This window comes from Ruegeria denitrificans, from assembly GCF_001458295.1.
GTDB classification, from domain to species: Bacteria; Pseudomonadota; Alphaproteobacteria; order Rhodobacterales; family Rhodobacteraceae; genus Ruegeria; species Ruegeria denitrificans.
The window spans coordinates 437,552-453,098 of record NZ_CYUD01000001.1 but is presented as its reverse complement, the minus strand read 5'-3'; the positions used below and the strand labels follow the sequence as shown (position 1 = coordinate 453,098).

The 15,547-nt window shown below is 57.0% G+C and carries 15 protein-coding genes and 1 tRNA gene; 11 read left to right on the top strand and 5 right to left on the bottom strand.

Annotation, left to right across the window (positions count from 1 at the left end; genetic code table 11):
* The first annotated feature begins 380 nt into the window (after window positions 1–380).
* Window positions 381–605: a DUF1127 domain-containing protein gene (locus tag RUE5091_RS02150; RefSeq protein WP_058280368.1), complete on the top strand. Its 225-nt coding sequence runs from the start codon at window positions 381–383 to the stop codon at window positions 603–605.
* A 486-nt stretch (window positions 606–1,091) separates the two neighbouring features.
* Window positions 1,092–1,382: a DUF1330 domain-containing protein gene (locus RUE5091_RS02145; RefSeq protein ID WP_058280220.1), complete on the top strand. Its 291-nt coding sequence runs from the start codon at window positions 1,092–1,094 to the stop codon at window positions 1,380–1,382.
* Window positions 1,383–1,386: 4 nt separating this feature from the next.
* On the opposite strand, the gene RUE5091_RS02140 is transcribed toward RUE5091_RS02145, so the two are convergent.
* Complete coding sequence (locus RUE5091_RS02140) at window positions 1,387–3,783, bottom strand: ATP-dependent helicase (protein WP_058280219.1); 2,397 nt, start codon at window positions 3,781–3,783, stop codon at window positions 1,387–1,389.
* Window positions 3,784–3,972: 189 nt separating this feature from the next.
* Between RUE5091_RS02140 and RUE5091_RS02135 the strand changes: the two genes are divergently transcribed.
* From RUE5091_RS02135 to RUE5091_RS02125, 3 genes are all read left to right on the top strand, one after another.
* Window positions 3,973–5,760, top strand: coding sequence for a sensor domain-containing diguanylate cyclase (locus tag RUE5091_RS02135; RefSeq protein WP_058280218.1), 1,788 nt, complete (start codon window positions 3,973–3,975; stop codon window positions 5,758–5,760).
* Between the two features lie 39 nt (window positions 5,761–5,799).
* The gene (locus RUE5091_RS02130; protein WP_058280217.1) at window positions 5,800–6,936 is read left to right on the top strand and encodes an alpha-hydroxy acid oxidase; all 1,137 of its coding nucleotides are present in this window, start codon (window positions 5,800–5,802) and stop codon (window positions 6,934–6,936) included.
* A gap of 146 nt (window positions 6,937–7,082) precedes the next feature.
* Entirely contained in the window at window positions 7,083–10,520 is a 3,438-nt protein-coding gene (locus RUE5091_RS02125) for a pyruvate carboxylase (protein WP_058280216.1), read from the top strand.
* Window positions 10,521–10,573: 53 nt separating this feature from the next.
* Here RUE5091_RS02125 and RUE5091_RS22860 read toward each other — a convergent pair whose 3' ends face one another.
* Window positions 10,574–11,188, bottom strand: coding sequence for a hypothetical protein (locus RUE5091_RS22860; RefSeq protein ID WP_112297130.1), 615 nt, complete (start codon window positions 11,186–11,188; stop codon window positions 10,574–10,576).
* Here RUE5091_RS22860 and RUE5091_RS23385 point away from each other — a divergent pair.
* Window positions 11,181–11,723 (top strand): hypothetical protein, encoded by a 543-nt coding sequence (locus tag RUE5091_RS23385; RefSeq protein ID WP_112297129.1) that lies wholly within the window; start codon window positions 11,181–11,183, stop codon window positions 11,721–11,723. The genes RUE5091_RS22860 and RUE5091_RS23385 overlap by 8 nt on opposite strands.
* Window positions 11,724–11,788: 65 nt before the next feature.
* Entirely contained in the window at window positions 11,789–12,172 is a 384-nt protein-coding gene (locus tag RUE5091_RS02115; protein ID WP_058280214.1) for an MAPEG family protein, read from the top strand.
* Between the two features lie 15 nt (window positions 12,173–12,187).
* Here the strand turns inward: RUE5091_RS02115 and RUE5091_RS23205 are convergent, their stop codons facing one another.
* Entirely contained in the window at window positions 12,188–12,340 is a 153-nt protein-coding gene (locus RUE5091_RS23205; protein ID WP_165590742.1) for a hypothetical protein, read from the bottom strand.
* 148 nt (window positions 12,341–12,488) lie between these two features.
* Here RUE5091_RS23205 and RUE5091_RS02110 point away from each other — a divergent pair.
* Window positions 12,489–12,563: transfer RNA gene (locus RUE5091_RS02110), tRNA-Gly, on the top strand.
* A gap of 83 nt (window positions 12,564–12,646) precedes the next feature.
* Window positions 12,647–13,507: a GNAT family N-acetyltransferase gene (locus tag RUE5091_RS02105; RefSeq protein ID WP_058280213.1), complete on the top strand. Its 861-nt coding sequence runs from the start codon at window positions 12,647–12,649 to the stop codon at window positions 13,505–13,507.
* On the opposite strand, the gene RUE5091_RS02100 is transcribed toward RUE5091_RS02105, so the two are convergent.
* Entirely contained in the window at window positions 13,504–13,743 is a 240-nt protein-coding gene (locus tag RUE5091_RS02100) for an Lrp/AsnC ligand binding domain-containing protein (protein ID WP_058280212.1), read from the bottom strand. The genes RUE5091_RS02105 and RUE5091_RS02100 overlap by 4 nt on opposite strands.
* A gap of 154 nt (window positions 13,744–13,897) precedes the next feature.
* Here RUE5091_RS02100 and hisB point away from each other — a divergent pair, with 154 nt between their 5' ends.
* Both hisB and hisH read left to right on the top strand, forming a co-directional pair.
* Window positions 13,898–14,485: an imidazoleglycerol-phosphate dehydratase HisB gene (gene hisB, locus RUE5091_RS02095; RefSeq protein WP_058280211.1), complete on the top strand. Its 588-nt coding sequence runs from the start codon at window positions 13,898–13,900 to the stop codon at window positions 14,483–14,485.
* The gene (gene hisH / locus RUE5091_RS02090) at window positions 14,486–15,124 is read left to right on the top strand and encodes an imidazole glycerol phosphate synthase subunit HisH (RefSeq protein WP_058280210.1); all 639 of its coding nucleotides are present in this window, start codon (window positions 14,486–14,488) and stop codon (window positions 15,122–15,124) included. It begins immediately after the preceding gene.
* A gap of 3 nt (window positions 15,125–15,127) precedes the next feature.
* On the opposite strand, the gene RUE5091_RS02085 is transcribed toward hisH, so the two are convergent.
* On the bottom strand, window positions 15,128–15,529 hold the full coding sequence (locus RUE5091_RS02085; RefSeq protein WP_058280209.1) for a DUF2147 domain-containing protein: 402 nt from the start codon (window positions 15,527–15,529) through the stop codon (window positions 15,128–15,130).
* Between the last annotated feature and the right edge of the window lie 18 nt (window positions 15,530–15,547).

Below are 15,547 nucleotides of genomic sequence, written 5' to 3'. Positions count from 1 at the left end.
TTTCGCAGCGCGAATCACCTTACATCCAAGGTAATCGATGCCATGCGTGAAGACAGCTCAACGCTTAGCCCATGATTTCCCATGCACTCCATAACGCTCTTTATGCCGGGCCAGCGCCGCTACTGATTGACAGAACAGTCAACTTAAGATCAACGCGCTCAAGGAAGCAGAAATCATTGCAGCGGGCAAAACACCCTCGAAACTTCTGCTTCAAGGCCCCTACAAAATACACGAGCGCATTACCGAATTGATATCTATGCAATTGCTGCATAGCAGCATTGATGACTTCACCTATTGTGCATGCGCAGCATTTGCCTATCTTCATCCTCAACCAAACGCTGGAACACCCCGGCAACAACTAAACATATCGAGTAATGCAAATGGCTGTAGCAACGCATCGAACCGCGCTCAAAGGCGCACCGGAAATCGGCTTGGCATCGCTGATTGAAGCCGCAAAGACCAGGTTCATTCGGCACCGGGTCTACCGCCGGACTGTGAACGAACTGTCCGACCTATCGAACCGAGAGCTGGCCGATCTGGGCCTACACCGTTCGATGATCCGCCGCGTAGCATTGCAAGCGGCCGAAGAATACGTCGCGCAGTAAGCGCGCACCGACATAACCGAGATCAGGTCCTTCCTCCTCCCTTTAGGACCTGTATTTCAGCGGTGATATCTCTCCTCCTCCCTGATATCGCCGCGCCTTATACCGGCCCCGAATGCCGGACACTAACACACCGGGTACTTCTCCTCCCTTTCCCGGTGTTGAAAGCGCGCGGCGGCGTCGTCCTCCTCCCTGACGTCGCCGCGACTTACACATACCGGGATCAAACCCGGGTGCAGATACATCGGGGCTCTCCTCCTCCCTGCCCTGATGTTGAAAGCGCGCGGCGACACCTCTCCTCCTCCCTGGTGTCGCCGCGACTTACACATACCGGGATCAAACCCGGGTTCAGATACATCGGGGCTATTCTCCTCCCTGCCTTGATGTTGAAAAGAACGGCGGTTCCCCTCCTCCTCCCTGGGAACCGCCGTTTTTCTTTTTGCCCACACGTGTAGAATGAAGCCCTGAACTGAATGTCAGGAGCTTCCCATGGCCGCCTATTTCATCGCCCAGATCTCCATTCACGACCCGGATGGCTATCAGAAATATCTTGAAGGCTTCATGCCGATCTTTGACCGCCATGGAGGCAGGCTTTTGACTGTATCCTCAAAGCCTGTAGAGGTGATCGAGGGCACCTGGGCGGAAAACGGCATTGTCTTGATGGAGTTTCCGTCGCTTGAGGCCGCCAGGGCGTGGAAAGACGACCCCGACTATATAGAACTCGCCAAGATCCGGCATCAGACAGCCACAGCAAACATGGTACTGGTCGAAGGTCTGTAGCCGTTTAGAACGGCACGTCGTCCTTGGTTGACAGGAAACGCGACACCACCTTTTTGGTGCCCGCCTTGTCAAAGTCCACCTCGACTTTGTCGCCTTCGATACCGACCACCGCGCCATAGCCGAACTTCTGATGGAAAACGCGCTCACCAAGGGTAAAGCTGGCGACGGCCGTTGCGTCGATCACCGTATTTCGGGTTTCGCGAGGCTGAGACATTCCATACTGCCCTTGCCGCGCCTGCATCCGCTTCCAACCCGGAGAGTTGTAGACATTCGCCTCAGCCGCGCGGGTTTCAATCCCCGCCGCCGGTTGACTCCCGCCATAAAGACCCGGAGGAGTCAGCACTTCAACGTGATCTTCGGGCAGTTCGTCGATAAACCGCGACGGCATCGCGTTCTTCCACTGACCGAACACGCGCCGGTTGGCAGCGAAAGATATCGTACAGACTTCCTCCGCGCGGGTGATGCCCACATAGGCTAGCCGTCGTTCTTCCTCGAGACCCTTAAGGCCGGATTCGTCCATCGACCGTTGCGAAGGGAACAGCCCGTCCTCCCAACCCGGTAGGAAGACGGCGGGAAACTCCAGCCCCTTGGCCGCGTGCAAGGTCATGATCGAGACTTTGGCCCCGTCACCCTCTTGCTCATTGTCCATGACCAAGCTGACGTGTTCCAGAAACCCCTGCAGATTCTCGAAATTGTCCAACTGGTTGACGAGTTCCTTCAGGTTCTCCAGCCGTCCGGGTGCTTCGGGCGATTTTTCGTTCTGCCAATGGGCGGTATAGCCAGATTCATCCAATATGATCTGGGCCAGTTCGATATGCGACACCTCCGGCTCACCGAACCGCATAGGCGCTCTGCCGTCGTCAATGACAGAATCGTCGTCGACCTCAATTCGCGGCCCGCGAGTCATCGCATTCCACCGCGCCAACCCGTCGATCAACTCGCGCAGTGCGTTGCCGCCTTTGCCCTTGATCAATCCGTTGTCGACTGCGATCCGCGCGCCATCGACCAGAGATACGCCGTTTTCGCGCGCCGTCGCCTGAATCGTCTGCTGTGCCTTGTCTCCAAGGCCACGTTTGGGAGTGTTCACGATCCGCTCGAACGCCAGATCATCGCCGGGGCTGACCACCAACCGGAAATAGGCCATGGCATCGCGGATCTCCATCCGCTCATAGAAACGTGGGCCACCAATCACTTTGTAAGGCAGGCCGATGGTCAAGAACCTATCTTCGAACGCGCGCATCTGATGCGAGGCCCGGACCAGAATGGCAATCTCATCCAGATTGAAGGGCCGCGCCCCCCGCGTCCCACCTTGCATCGCGTCAATCTCTTCACCGATCCAGCGAGCCTCTTCCTCGCCATCCCAATGGCCGATCAGACGGACTTTTTCACCTTCTTCCGCGTCGGTCCAAAGTTCTTTACCCAACCGGTTTTCGTTACCTCGGATCACGTTGGACGCTGCCGCCAGAATATGCGGGGTCGAGCGATAATTCTGTTCCAGCCGCACCACGTAGGCACCGGGAAAGTCTTTTTCGAACCGCAGAATATTGCCCACTTCAGCCCCTCTCCAGCCATAGATTGACTGGTCATCGTCACCGACGCAGCAGATGTTCTTATGTGCTCCGGCCAGCAAACGCAGCCATAGATATTGGGCGACGTTGGTATCTTGATACTCGTCCACCAGAATATAGCGGAACCAGCGTTGGTATTGCTCCAGCACATCCTGATGCGTTTGGAAGATCGTAACAATGTGCAGCAGCAGGTCACCGAAATCCACCGCGTTCAGCTCGCGCAGGCGGATTTGGTACTGGGCGTAAAGTTCGATGCCCTTGTTGTTATAGGCCCCGGCATCCGCTGCAGGCACCTTGTCCGGCGTCAGCGCCCGGTTCTTCCAGTCGTCGATGATTCCGGCCAGCATTCTTGCAGGCCAGCGTTTATCGTCGATATTCGCGGCCTGGATCAATTGCTTCAGCAAGCGCAACTGATCGTCCGTATCCAGGATGGTGAAATTCGATTTCAGACCGGCAAGCTCAGCATGACGGCGTAGCAGCTTGACGCAGATAGAATGGAAGGTGCCCAGCCACGGCATTCCCTCGGCGGGCTGGCCCAGCAGGCGGCCCACCCGGTCTTTCATTTCGCGTGCAGCTTTGTTGGTGAACGTCACAGACAGAATCTCATTCGGTCGCGCCCGCGCCGTGCTAAGCAAGTGGGCAATACGCGCGGTCAGGGCCTTGGTTTTACCCGTCCCCGCCCCGGCCAGCATCAAAACCGGGCCGTCCAGCCGCTCAACTGCTTCGCGTTGCGCCGGGTTCAACTCATCCAGATAAGGTGCGGGCCGCGCTGCCATCGCGCGTGCCGAAAGCGATGCGCCGTCAAAGGCGTCCATTTCGTCGAAACTGCTCATTCTCCCAAACTACGCCGGTTCCGCGACAAGGGAAAGGGTTTGTTCACGGCTTGTTCACCTAATATATAACAAATCTTTATCTACACCTCTGAGCAATTTGAGCGATATTGTCTGCTCCTTTGCTGAGCTCGTTAACCCTCTCTCAAACTCTGACCCCAATGCTGAAGTCAGATTGTGGGAGTACGGGATATGAAACTTACGGCTCGTGGTCGGCTTGCCCATCGTGTGAAATGGGCGGGGATCACCGTTTTGTTGATAGCGCTGGCAGCGGTCGCAGGTTGGGGAGTCTATACTCTTCCCGCACCGGTTGTGGACCGGATGCTGAAAACTGACATATTGAAACAGTCCGAACTGTGGAAACGTCGCGTTCTCCTGCATCTAAACGACCCCGAAACGGCCTTGCTAACCGGGAATATCGACCCGCATGATGCCGAATTTCTTTCTTCGATGCCCGAAGCGTCGGACGTGTATCGGTTCAATTTGTTCGACACAGCCGGGCGTATTGTGTGGTCAACGCGCCCCGAGGAAATTGGGTCCTACGAAACCCGCGCCTTTTTCCGAAGTGATGTTGCACGCGGAATGACACATTATATTCAGGAAGCGCTCCAGCTGTCCGAGATCGACGGACTCGACCTGCATTCCGAACACACGCATACCGCAATGCAACATCAGGTGGCTGAGGTGTTTATTCCGATCACAAAAAACGGACGCTTCATCGGCGCGATTGAGTTTTTCACCGATTTCACCGATCTGCGCACAACATTTATTACCCGACTGAGGGTTTCACTTTCGATCCTTAGCGGCATAGCTTTGTTCGCTTTGGCCAGCGTCTCATTGGTGACATATCGCACCAACCGTCTGCAGGTACGCGCGTTGCAACTGCAGTCTGCAAAGGAACGCAATCTGATGGATGAGCAGCTTCGCCTGGCGCGTGAGGTGCGTCTGCTGGGCGAATTGAACGAATGGCTACAATCCAGCCGGTCCCTGGATGAACTGTTCGACATGGTCTCGCGCTTTATGACCCACATCCTGCCCGAGGCTGAGGGCAGCGTTTATGTCTACTCGAATTCGCGTGATGTGCTGGACGGCTGCGCCAGTTGGAATGACGGCACCCACAAGGCGCATATCCACCCCGAAGGGTGCTGGGGTCTGCGGCGGGGCCGCACTTATGAATATGGTGCATCCGAAATAGATTTTGTTTGTGAACATGCCGTACCGCATGATGGCCGACCCTATTTCTGCTTTCCAATTCTGGCGCATGGTGAGACGGTTGGCCTGCTGCACCTACGGTCGCACGAAGGCAACGAAGAGGTGTTTCATTCCAACAGGAAGCTGGCCCAACTGTGCGCCGAACAGATCAGCATGGCGATTGCAAATGTGCGGATGCGGGATCAATTGCATGACCAATCGGTCCGCGATCCACTGACCGGGCTATTCAATCGCAGGCATATGACCGAAACGCTACGCAAATCCATCAGCCGTAGCCAGCAGACCGGCGCGCCTCTAAGCCTGATCGCCGTGGATGTAGATCACTTCAAAAAGTTCAACGACACCCACGGCCATGATGCCGGTGACATGGTGCTGCGGGCGGTAGGCTCGGCTTTGGAACAAGGCTGCGACCGGGATGAGATAGCCTGCCGTATCGGAGGAGAGGAGTTCATGGTGATCCTGCCCGACAACTCCCCCGAAGACGCCGTGACCCGGGCCGAGCACTTGCGGCAGGCAGTCGAAGCTGTCTCGGTTCGCTATGGCGAGAAGTCGCTGCCGCGGATCACGATTTCAGTCGGCGTGGCCCATTATCCGGCGCACGGAACGATGCCGCAGGACTTGATGCGCGCGTCGGATGACGCGCTGTATTCGGCCAAAGACAAAGGCCGCAATCAGGTGCAGGTCGCCAAGGGCACTGTTGCCGTTGAGGGCATTGCGGCCAAGCCCCGGCAATCGCCGAATACCGTTCCTCCGCAATCAGCAGCCTGAGAACCTTGCAGAATCGCTGTGCAGGTCGGATCAATTCACATGGACCTGCACAGCTCATTCCCCTGCATTGCCGATCTGAAACATCGCGCACAGCGCAGGATTCCGCATTTCGTCTGGGAGTTTCTGGACAGCGGCACGGGTTCTGAAGTCACGCTGCGACGAAACCGGACCGCACTGGATGAAGTGGAATTTTTGCCGTCGATCCTGCATGGTCCCATCGAATGTGACACCAGCACGCGGTTTCTGGGCCATGACTACCCCCTGCCTTTTGGCATTGCTCCTATTGGGATGTCGGGGCTGATCTGGCCTAACGCGGAAAGGCTTTTGGCACGGGCGGGTGCCGAGGCGGGCTTGCCTTACACCTTGTCGACCGTCGCCAGCCAAAGCCCTGAGAACCTGGCCCCTCATCTTGGTCAAAACGCCTGGTTTCAGCTTTATCCGCCGAAGGACTCCGACATTCGCTCTGATCTGTTGCGCCGGGCTAAAACAGCGGGCTTCACAACGCTTGTTCTGACAGTCGACATACCGGTTGCGTCTCGGCGGGAACGACAGGTTCGGTCCGGCCTGACGCATCCGCCCAGATTAACACCTCGTCTACTGGCGCAAATCACCCGGTGCCCAACCTGGGCTTTGGCGATGGCACGGCATGGCATGCCGCGGATGCAGACTCTCGACAAATACATCGACAGCAATAGCGTACTGCCCCCCACAGCCCATGTCGGATACCTGCTGCGCACGTCGCCGGATATGGACTATGTCAAATGGTTGCGCGATGCGTGGGATGGTCCGTTCATCATAAAGGGCGTGATGCGCGCCGAAGATACGAAGCGTCTGGAACAGGCCGGAGTTGATGCCCTTTGGGTCTCGAATCACGGTGGACGACAGTTTGACGGTGCCCCGGCCAGCATTTCCGTCCTTCCCACAATTCGAGCTGCTACAGATTTGCCCTTGATCTTTGATGGTGGCATCGAAGGCGGGCTTGATATCCTGCGTGCCCTGGCACTTGGCGCGGATTTTATCATGCTGGGGCGCGGGTTTCTTTATGGTTTGGCGGCCCTTGGGCCGCGCGGTCCAGCCCATGTCATCGACATTCTACGACAGGATATGTTGGCGAATATGGGCCAGCTGGGTCTTTCACATCTAAGTCGACTTTCAACCCATCAACACAGCAATTGATGCTGCAGCGCAGAATTGTTAATACGTTTGCGCCAACAAACGGCGTTTGCGAGCGTTAACATGCCGGTTCTACCCAGAACGACTGATATACGAGCGCGTATTGTCCGCCTATCAACACGGCCAAACAAGTAGGACCGGGACCTGACATGACCGACTTCAACAAGATCCTGATCGCCAATCGTGGCGAAATAGCCATTCGCGTGATGCGCGCAGCAAACGAGATGGGAAAACGCACCGTCGCAGTCTTCGCCGAAGAAGATAAGCTGGGCTTGCACCGTTTCAAGGCGGATGAGGCCTATCGCATTGGCGAAGGGATGGGGCCGGTCGCTGCTTACCTGAGCATTGACGAGATTATCCGCGTGGCCAAGGAATGCGGTGCGGACGCGATCCATCCGGGTTACGGCTTGCTGTCCGAGAACCCCGATTTTGTGGATGCTTGCGTCCAGAACGGCATCACCTTCATCGGCCCCAAGGCCGAAACCATGCGCGCCCTTGGTGACAAAGCCAGCGCGCGGCGTGTTGCCGTTGAAGCCGGTGTTCCGGTGATCCCGGCAACCGAGGTTCTGGGTGACGACATGGATGCGATCCGTGCCGAGGCCAAGGAAATCGGCTATCCGCTGATGCTCAAGGCCAGCTGGGGCGGCGGCGGTCGCGGGATGCGCCCGATCGAGTCCGAGGATGAGCTGGAAGAGAAAGTGCTGGAAGGCCGCCGCGAGGCCGAAGCCGCGTTTGGCAATGGCGAAGGTTATCTGGAAAAGATGATTATCCGTGCCCGCCACGTCGAGGTGCAGATATTGGGCGACAAGCATGGTGAGATTTATCACTTGTATGAACGCGACTGCTCGGTCCAGCGCCGGAACCAGAAGGTCGTTGAGCGCGCGCCTGCCCCGTATCTGAGCGAGGCGCAGCGCGCCGAGATTTGCGAACTTGGCCGTAAAATCTGCGCCCATGTGAATTATGAATGCGCGGGCACCGTCGAATTCCTGATGGATATGGAAACTGGCAATTTCTATTTCATCGAGGTGAACCCCCGCGTGCAGGTGGAACACACTGTCACCGAAGAAGTCACCGGCATCGATATCGTCCAGGCCCAGATTCTGATTGCCGAAGGCAAGTCACTGGCCGAGGCCACCGGTGCCGCCAACCAGGCAGACGTGCATCTGACTGGTCACGCGCTACAGACCCGGATCACCACCGAAGACCCGCAGAACAACTTTATCCCCGACTACGGCCGTATTACCGCCTATCGCTCGGCCACCGGCATGGGCATCCGACTGGACGGCGGCACCGCTTATGCGGGTGGGGTAATCACGCGGTACTATGACTCGTTGCTGACCAAGGTGACCGCCAAGGCACCGACACCCGATGCCGCGATTGCCCGTATGGACCGCGCCCTGCGCGAGTTCCGTATTCGTGGCGTCAGCACCAATATCGATTTTGTCATCAACCTGCTGAAGCACCCGACCTTCCTGTCGAACGAATACACCACCAAATTCATCGATACGACGCCGGACCTGTTCACCTTCAAGCGTCGCCGCGACCGGGGGACCAAGGTTCTGACCTATATTGCGGATATCACCGTAAACGGTCATCCCGAAACCACGGATCGCCCGGCACCGCGTGCCGATCTGAAAGAGGCCAAGGCCCCTGCGCCCAAGGGCGAGCCACAAATGGGCGCCCGCAACCTGCTGGAACAAAAAGGCCCGCAGGCTGTTGCCGACTGGATGAAGGCGCAACGGCAGTTGCTGATCACCGACACCACCATGCGCGACGGGCACCAATCGCTACTGGCCACCCGGATGCGCTCGATCGACATGATCAAGGTCGCGCCGACCTATGCGGCCAACCTTCCGCAACTGTTCTCGGTCGAGTGCTGGGGCGGTGCGACCTTTGATGTGGCCTATCGGTTCTTGCAAGAATGTCCCTGGCAGCGCCTGCGCGACTTGCGCGAGGCGATGCCGAACCTGATGACTCAAATGCTGCTGCGCGGCGCGAATGGGGTTGGCTACACCAACTATCCCGACAACGTGGTGCAGGAGTTCGTGCGTCAGGCCTCCAAGAATATCGACGTGTTCCGCGTGTTCGACTCATTGAACTGGGTCGAGAACATGCGCGTTGCCATGGATGCGGTCGTCGAGAACGGCAAAATCTGTGAGGGCACCGTGTGCTATACCGGTGACATTCTGGACCCGGATCGTGCCAAGTATGACTTGAAATACTATGTCGGCATGGCGAAAGAGCTACGCGATGCAGGGGCCCACGTTCTGGGCCTTAAGGATATGGCGGGCCTGCTGAAACCGGCCTCGGCCAGGATTCTGATCCGCGCGCTGAAAGAAGAGGTCGGGCTGCCGATCCACTTCCACACGCACGACACCGCTGGCATTGCCAGCGCGACCATTCTGGCCGCGTCCGAGGCGGGCGTGGACGCGGTGGACTGCGCGATGGACAGCTTCAGCGGCAACACATCACAGGCAACACTGGGCACCGTGGTCGAGGCACTGCGCCATACCGAGCGTGACACCGGGTTGGACATCAAGGCCATCCGTGAGATCAGCGATTATTTTGAGGCGGTCCGCGGGCAATACGCGGCCTTCGAATCCAGCCTGCAAGCCCCTGCGTCCGAGGTGTACCTGCACGAGATGCCTGGGGGGCAGTTTACCAACCTCAAGGCGCAGGCACGTTCACTGGGTCTGGAAGAACGTTGGCACGAGGTCGCTCAGATGTATGCAGACGTGAACCAGATGTTCGGTGACATTGTGAAGGTGACGCCTTCCTCCAAAGTCGTTGGTGACATGGCGTTGATGATGGTCAGCCAGAACATGACACGGGCGCAGGTCGAAGACCCGAATACGGATGTGGCCTTCCCTGACTCGGTCGTGGATATGATGCGCGGCAATCTGGGCCAGCCTCCGGGTGGGTTCCCCGATACCATCATCAATAAGGTGTTGAAGGACGAGGCTCCGAACACCGACCGCCCCGGCAAGGACGTACCCGCAGTTGATCTGGAAGCCACCCGCGCCGAGCTCTCCAAGCAGCTGGAAGGCAAAGATGTCGATGACGAGGATCTGAACGGGTACCTGATGTATCCCAAGGTCTTTCTGGATTACATGGGCCGCCACCGTATCTATGGCCCGGTCCGCACCCTGCCCACCCGCACGTTCTTTTATGGCATGGAGCCCGGCGAAGAGATCACCGCCGAAATCGACCCGGGCAAGACGCTGGAAATCCGTTGTCAGGCGGTTAGCGAGACCGACGAAAAGGGCGAGGTCAAAGTGTTCTTCGAACTCAACGGCCAACCCCGCGTGATCCGGGTTCCAAATCGCATGGTCACCTCGACCACGCAGGCGCGGCCCAAGGCCGAGGCGGGCAACCACGACCATGTCGGCGCACCGATGCCGGGTGTTGTGGCCACTGTTGCCGTTACAGCTGGCCAGCAGGTCAAGGAAGGCGACATGCTGCTGACCATCGAAGCGATGAAGATGGAAACCGGTATCCATGCCGAGCGGGACGCGACCGTCAAAGCTGTCCACGTACAGCCCGGCGGGCAGATCGACGCCAAGGACCTGCTGATCGAACTGGAATAAAGAAGGAAGGCGCGCAAATTGCGCGCCTTTTCAAATTTGGGCGGGCGTGGATATCAGCCGTCGGCCACCTCTTCTTCGTCTGCCGTTTCTGTCCCAGCCTCGGCCGCGGTTTCGTCGACTTCTTCTGGCTCAGGCAGTCCTAAAAGGTCGTGCAATTCGTCCATTGCATCAGGTGACAATTCTCGGCCATCTGTTAGCGCATCAAACGCTTCTTCCGGCTCAACCGCTTCGGCCAGTGTATCTTCAGCGTCTTGGACTGCCTGTTCTGCTTCGGCGACCGCGTCATTATACTTATCTTCTGCAGTAATGCCTTGGGCGACCTCTTCATCGGTGGGCGCGTACTGTTCTTCGATTTGCTCATCCGTCAAACCTTGCAGGTCTGACAGATCCGTCTGTTTTTCTTCCAGATCCGCAGTCGCATCCGGGTAGCCCAATACACTTTGCTGATACGAATACAGCTTGCCCGGCATACTGTTGGGAGCGGCGTTCATAAGCCCCGTCTGGCTGGCATGCGCCGCGTTGAGCCCCTTGAGCTCGGATGCGATTTTTCCATGTTTGTTGGCGGGAACAACTTCTTCTTCAATCACGGCAACAGGCTTGGATTTCGCTGGCGTTTTGGTCTTGGTCTGATTTTTATTGCCCTTCACGAAGTTTTCCAACTTGGTCATCAAAGCTGGCTTGTTCGTGTTTGTTGAACGGGATTTTGCAGATTTCTTCCGGTCGGTTTTTTTGATGCCCAGTTTGCCCAGCAGACCCTTGCTGGTACTGGCTGATTTGTTACTTGAACCGCCTTTGGCTGTTGCGCCTTTTTCGCCGGACTTGCCGCCACCATTGCCTCTATCGCCACTATTCCCCTTGCCACCATCATTTCCGCCGCCGTTACCGCCGCCATTGCCACCGCCGTTACCATTCTTGGCGATCGCAATGTCTGGCATAGCGACAACCGCAGCAAAGCTGGCCACCCCAACCAACATCAATGAAATCGCAAATACGCGCGTGATCCGCAAAACTTGTTTCATTCGTCTCACCTGTCCCTTTTATCATTGGCAGCAGCAGCCAAGAAAATGCATGTGCAAAACATGGTATTTGAATAGATTGAATTTGGAATTCGGCAAAACTACGGCAGAAGTTTGTTTGGCGCTCGGCCACCCTGATCTTGCGAGCGGTGCGCACAACGCTCGGTCAATCTGGAACAAGTTGTAAATCCGGCTAATGTCTCAAACACCGCGCCGTCTCTTGCGCGGCTTTTTGATCCAAGAGAGGCCATAATGCTGACCGTTACCCCAATCTACGCCGCGCTGCTGGCAATTTTGTACGTCGTCCTAAGCGCTAAGGTCATCAGCCAACGTCGCAGCGACAAGATTTCCTACGGCGATGGCAATAATCAGAGCATGCTCAAGGTGATGCGGACGCATTCCAACTTTGTTGAATACACGCCCTTTGCGCTGCTGCTCATCGCGATGGTTGACCTGCAGGGCGCAGGTGGGCTGCTGCTGAACCTGCTGGGTCTGGCGTTACTGACTGGACGAGTGATGCATGCCTACGGCTTCGGTCGCAGCCCGCAGATCGTGATTCTGCGTCAGATCGGCATGCTGCTGACTTTCACGGCGATTCTGGTTGCCGCCATCGCAAATCTCGTGCTGGCTCTGTGATCCGGTTGGCGGGGTTTAGCCCGCCAATATCTGCGTCTCAATCAGGGGCGCTTTCATGAGGATCGGCTCAACTTCGACCAGCTTGTCCTCATCTCGCGCGCAGAACACTGCTGTAAACACAATCAAGGCGGCCAACAGTGCCATTTTCATATCTGCTATCCGTGTCATTTCCCCTCCTCGAACCCTCTTGTTTTATAATGCTGAGTATTTTGAACGTGCGGCGGCCGGGTTTCCGTCGAAAGATTTTTCCGCTTTTTTGTGTTTTTCCGCTTGCAGGCCCGCGTGGGAATTAATACATCCCTCCTCACTCAACGGCGCGGGCGTAGCTCAGGGGTAGAGCATAACCTTGCCAAGGTTAGGGTCGGGCGTTCGAATCGCCTCGCCCGCTCCAGATACAAACCCTTTTCCAAACATGCTGGTTCTTCGCAATTCATTGCGTCATTCTGGTTGCAATGTGCAACACAGGGTTCATCCATGTCTGATTACGTTATCCGCCCTCTTACCGCTGACGAACTGCAGCAGGCCGTGGATTGGGCCGGGCAAGAGGGGTGGAATCCCGGTCATCATGATACCGCATGTTTCCACAGTACTGATACAGACGGGTTTCTAGGCGGGTTTCTGGATGGTGAGATGATCGCCTCAATCTCGGTGGTCCATTACGACGACACGTTTGCCTTCCTCGGATTCTATATCGTGCACCCCGAGCATCGTGGCGCTGGACATGGGCTGAAGCTTTGGCAGCGTGCATTGTCCAACTGCACTGCGCGCAACGTCGGGTTGGATGGGGTCGTCGATCAACAGCACAATTACCGCAAATCGGGCTTTGCCTTCGCCTACAACAACTATCGCTTCACCGGGACCGTAGCGGATATTCAGCGAGCTTTGCCGCCATCGGCCGGCACCGACGCCCTAACTACGGTTTCTGATGAATTACAGGCATATGATCGCCAACTGTTCCCGACCCCGCGCGACACTTTCCTGCAGGGCTGGATCAGCGCACCGAGCCATGTCTCACGCGTGTATTCCGAGGGCGGACAGATCAAAGGCTATGCCACGTTGCGCCCTTGCAAAAACAGCTACAAGATCGGGCCGTTATTCGCAGACCGCGCCGACATTGCCGAAACCTTGCTGGCAAGCCTGTTAGCAACGTTGGCAGAGGATCAAAGCACGCAAGAGGTCTTTATCGACATGCCCCAACCCAACCAGGCTGCTTTTGATTTGGCAGCCAAGCTTGGATTGGAGAAGGTTTTCGAAACGGCGCGGATGTATTCCAGCCATCAACCGGACATCGACCTGAGCCGCATCTTTGGTGTCACGACCTTTGAGCTGGGTTAGAATGCCTTGAACGTCATCGTGGTCAGCGATCGTTCGATATTGGGAATCACCAACAGGTTTTCATTGATGAAATGGCCCACATCTTCGGTCTCGGGGATGTAGAGTTTCAACAGCAGGTCAAACTCACCGCTGGTCGAATACAGTTCGGAATGGATTTCGCGCAGGGCGATTTCCTCGGCCACCTTGTAGGTGGAGCCGGGTTTGCAGCGAATCTGGATGAAAACGCAAGTGGACATGGGCCGTGCCTTGTTGGTTCAGTTGCCCGCAGGCTGGCATGGGCTGCGACCGGGCGCAATCCCCTGCAACAGTTTGCGGTGAATGCCACGCTTGGTCTGGATAAGGCGGGCCATCCAAGTCTATAAGCGCGCCTGAAGCAAAAGGAATTCGCCCATGCGCAGCGTAAAGATCAGCCGTCAAACCGCCGAGACCGAAATCTCGGTCGAGGTCAATCTGGACGGCACTGGCACCTATGACAACCAGACCGGCGTTGGGTTCTTCGATCACATGCTGGACCAGTTGGCGCGCCATTCGCTGATTGACATGACAATCCGCGCCAAGGGTGATTATCACATCGACGATCACCACACGGTCGAGGATACCGGCATCGCGCTGGGTCAGGCGTTGACGCAAGCCCTGGGTGACAAAAAGGGTATCCGTCGCTATGGCGAATGCCACCTGCCCATGGATGACGCGCAGGTCCGGTGTGCGCTGGATCTGTCGGGCCGTCCATTCCTGATCTGGAACGTGGATCTGCCGACTCCGAAAATCGGGACATTCGACACCGAACTGGTGCGCGAGTTCTTTCAGGCACTCAGCACCCATGGCGGCATCACGCTGCACATCGACCAGCTGCACGGCTTCAACAGCCACCACATTGCCGAGGCCGCGTTCAAGGCCGTCGCCCGCGCCCTGCGTCTGGCGGTTGAGACTGACCCGAGCAAGGCCGATGCGATTCCGTCCACAAAGGGCGCGCTGTAAATGCTCACGGCCATTATTGACTACGAAAGCGGCAATCTGCACTCGGCTGAAAAGGCGTTTCAGCGCATGGCGCGCGAAGTGGACGCGGGTGAGGTCGTTGTAACCTCGGACGCGGATGTTGTCGCACGCGCCGACCGTCTGGTCTTGCCCGGGGACGGCGCGTTCCCGGCTTGCGCGTCCGAATTGCGCGGCCACAAGGGCATCTATGATGCGATGGTCGAGGCAGTCGAACAAAAAGGCCGCCCATTTCTGGGGATCTGCGTCGGGATGCAGCTGATGGCCTCAAAAGGTCATGAATATACCGAGACCGACGGTCTGGGCTGGGTCGCTGGTGATGTTCTGCGGATCGAACCGTCGGACAGTGCGTTGAAAGTGCCCCATATGGGCTGGAACGATCTGGTGCTGGAAAGCGATCACCCGGTGTTTAGCGGTGTCAAAACGGGCGACCACGTCTATTTTGTCCACTCATACCATTTCCGGGTGACAGAACCGGCAGAACGGTTGGCCTATGTGGATTACGGACAGGAAGTCACGGCCGTGATTGGCCGCGACACGATGGTTGGCATGCAGTTCCACCCCGAGAAAAGCCAGGATGTAGGCCTGCGCATGATCGGGAACTTCCTAACCTGGACCCCCTGAAGATTACTGAACCCGCGTCCAGGTCTGCCCACGGCAGACCAGGCCACCGGCAACACAGCCTTTGACGGTCAGTTCATTCTGGCTGTCCAGTGTCATTTTCGAATTGTAGGTTTTATTGCGCTCAGGGTCCCAGATCTTACCGCTGTCATAGGTGCCGCCACCCTCGGGCACCATGTCCCAGATAATCTGCTTGCCCAGATTTTCGTATTCCAGATTTTGATTGCCATCGGCACTGAATGCGCTGTCGATAGTGCCGCAGACCGCGCTACCGCATTCCGCAACGGTTACATGCAGATAGCCGCCCGTATCCCCCGGCTGGGTCTTCCACAGACCGTCAACCGGATCGGCCGCAAAAGCGGTGGTTGCCATCGTGGCAAAACCTGCCGCAAGTAGAAGTTTCTTCATAATGCTCTCCCTGTTTTA

Excerpts from the sequence above, each read along its gene's own strand:
- RUE5091_RS02150 (WP_058280368.1), top strand. The coding sequence starts at position 381 with ATGGCTGTAGCAACGCATCGAACCGCGCTCAAAGGCGCACCGGAAATC.
- RUE5091_RS02145 (WP_058280220.1), top strand. The coding sequence starts at position 1,092 with ATGGCCGCCTATTTCATCGCCCAGATCTCCATTCACGACCCGGATGGC.
- RUE5091_RS02140 (WP_058280219.1), bottom strand. The coding sequence starts at position 3,783 with ATGAGCAGTTTCGACGAAATGGACGCCTTTGACGGCGCATCGCTTTCG.
- RUE5091_RS02135 (WP_058280218.1), top strand. The coding sequence starts at position 3,973 with ATGAAACTTACGGCTCGTGGTCGGCTTGCCCATCGTGTGAAATGGGCG.
- RUE5091_RS02130 (WP_058280217.1), top strand. The coding sequence starts at position 5,800 with ATGGACCTGCACAGCTCATTCCCCTGCATTGCCGATCTGAAACATCGC.
- RUE5091_RS02125 (WP_058280216.1), top strand. The coding sequence starts at position 7,083 with ATGACCGACTTCAACAAGATCCTGATCGCCAATCGTGGCGAAATAGCC.
- RUE5091_RS22860 (WP_112297130.1), bottom strand. The coding sequence starts at position 11,188 with ATGACCAAGTTGGAAAACTTCGTGAAGGGCAATAAAAATCAGACCAAG.
- RUE5091_RS02115 (WP_058280214.1), top strand. The coding sequence starts at position 11,789 with ATGCTGACCGTTACCCCAATCTACGCCGCGCTGCTGGCAATTTTGTAC.
- RUE5091_RS23205 (WP_165590742.1), bottom strand. The coding sequence starts at position 12,340 with ATGACACGGATAGCAGATATGAAAATGGCACTGTTGGCCGCCTTGATT.
- RUE5091_RS02105 (WP_058280213.1), top strand. The coding sequence starts at position 12,647 with ATGTCTGATTACGTTATCCGCCCTCTTACCGCTGACGAACTGCAGCAG.
- RUE5091_RS02100 (WP_058280212.1), bottom strand. The coding sequence starts at position 13,743 with ATGTCCACTTGCGTTTTCATCCAGATTCGCTGCAAACCCGGCTCCACC.
- hisB (WP_058280211.1), top strand. The coding sequence starts at position 13,898 with ATGCGCAGCGTAAAGATCAGCCGTCAAACCGCCGAGACCGAAATCTCG.
- hisH (WP_058280210.1), top strand. The coding sequence starts at position 14,486 with ATGCTCACGGCCATTATTGACTACGAAAGCGGCAATCTGCACTCGGCT.
- RUE5091_RS02085 (WP_058280209.1), bottom strand. The coding sequence starts at position 15,529 with ATGAAGAAACTTCTACTTGCGGCAGGTTTTGCCACGATGGCAACCACC.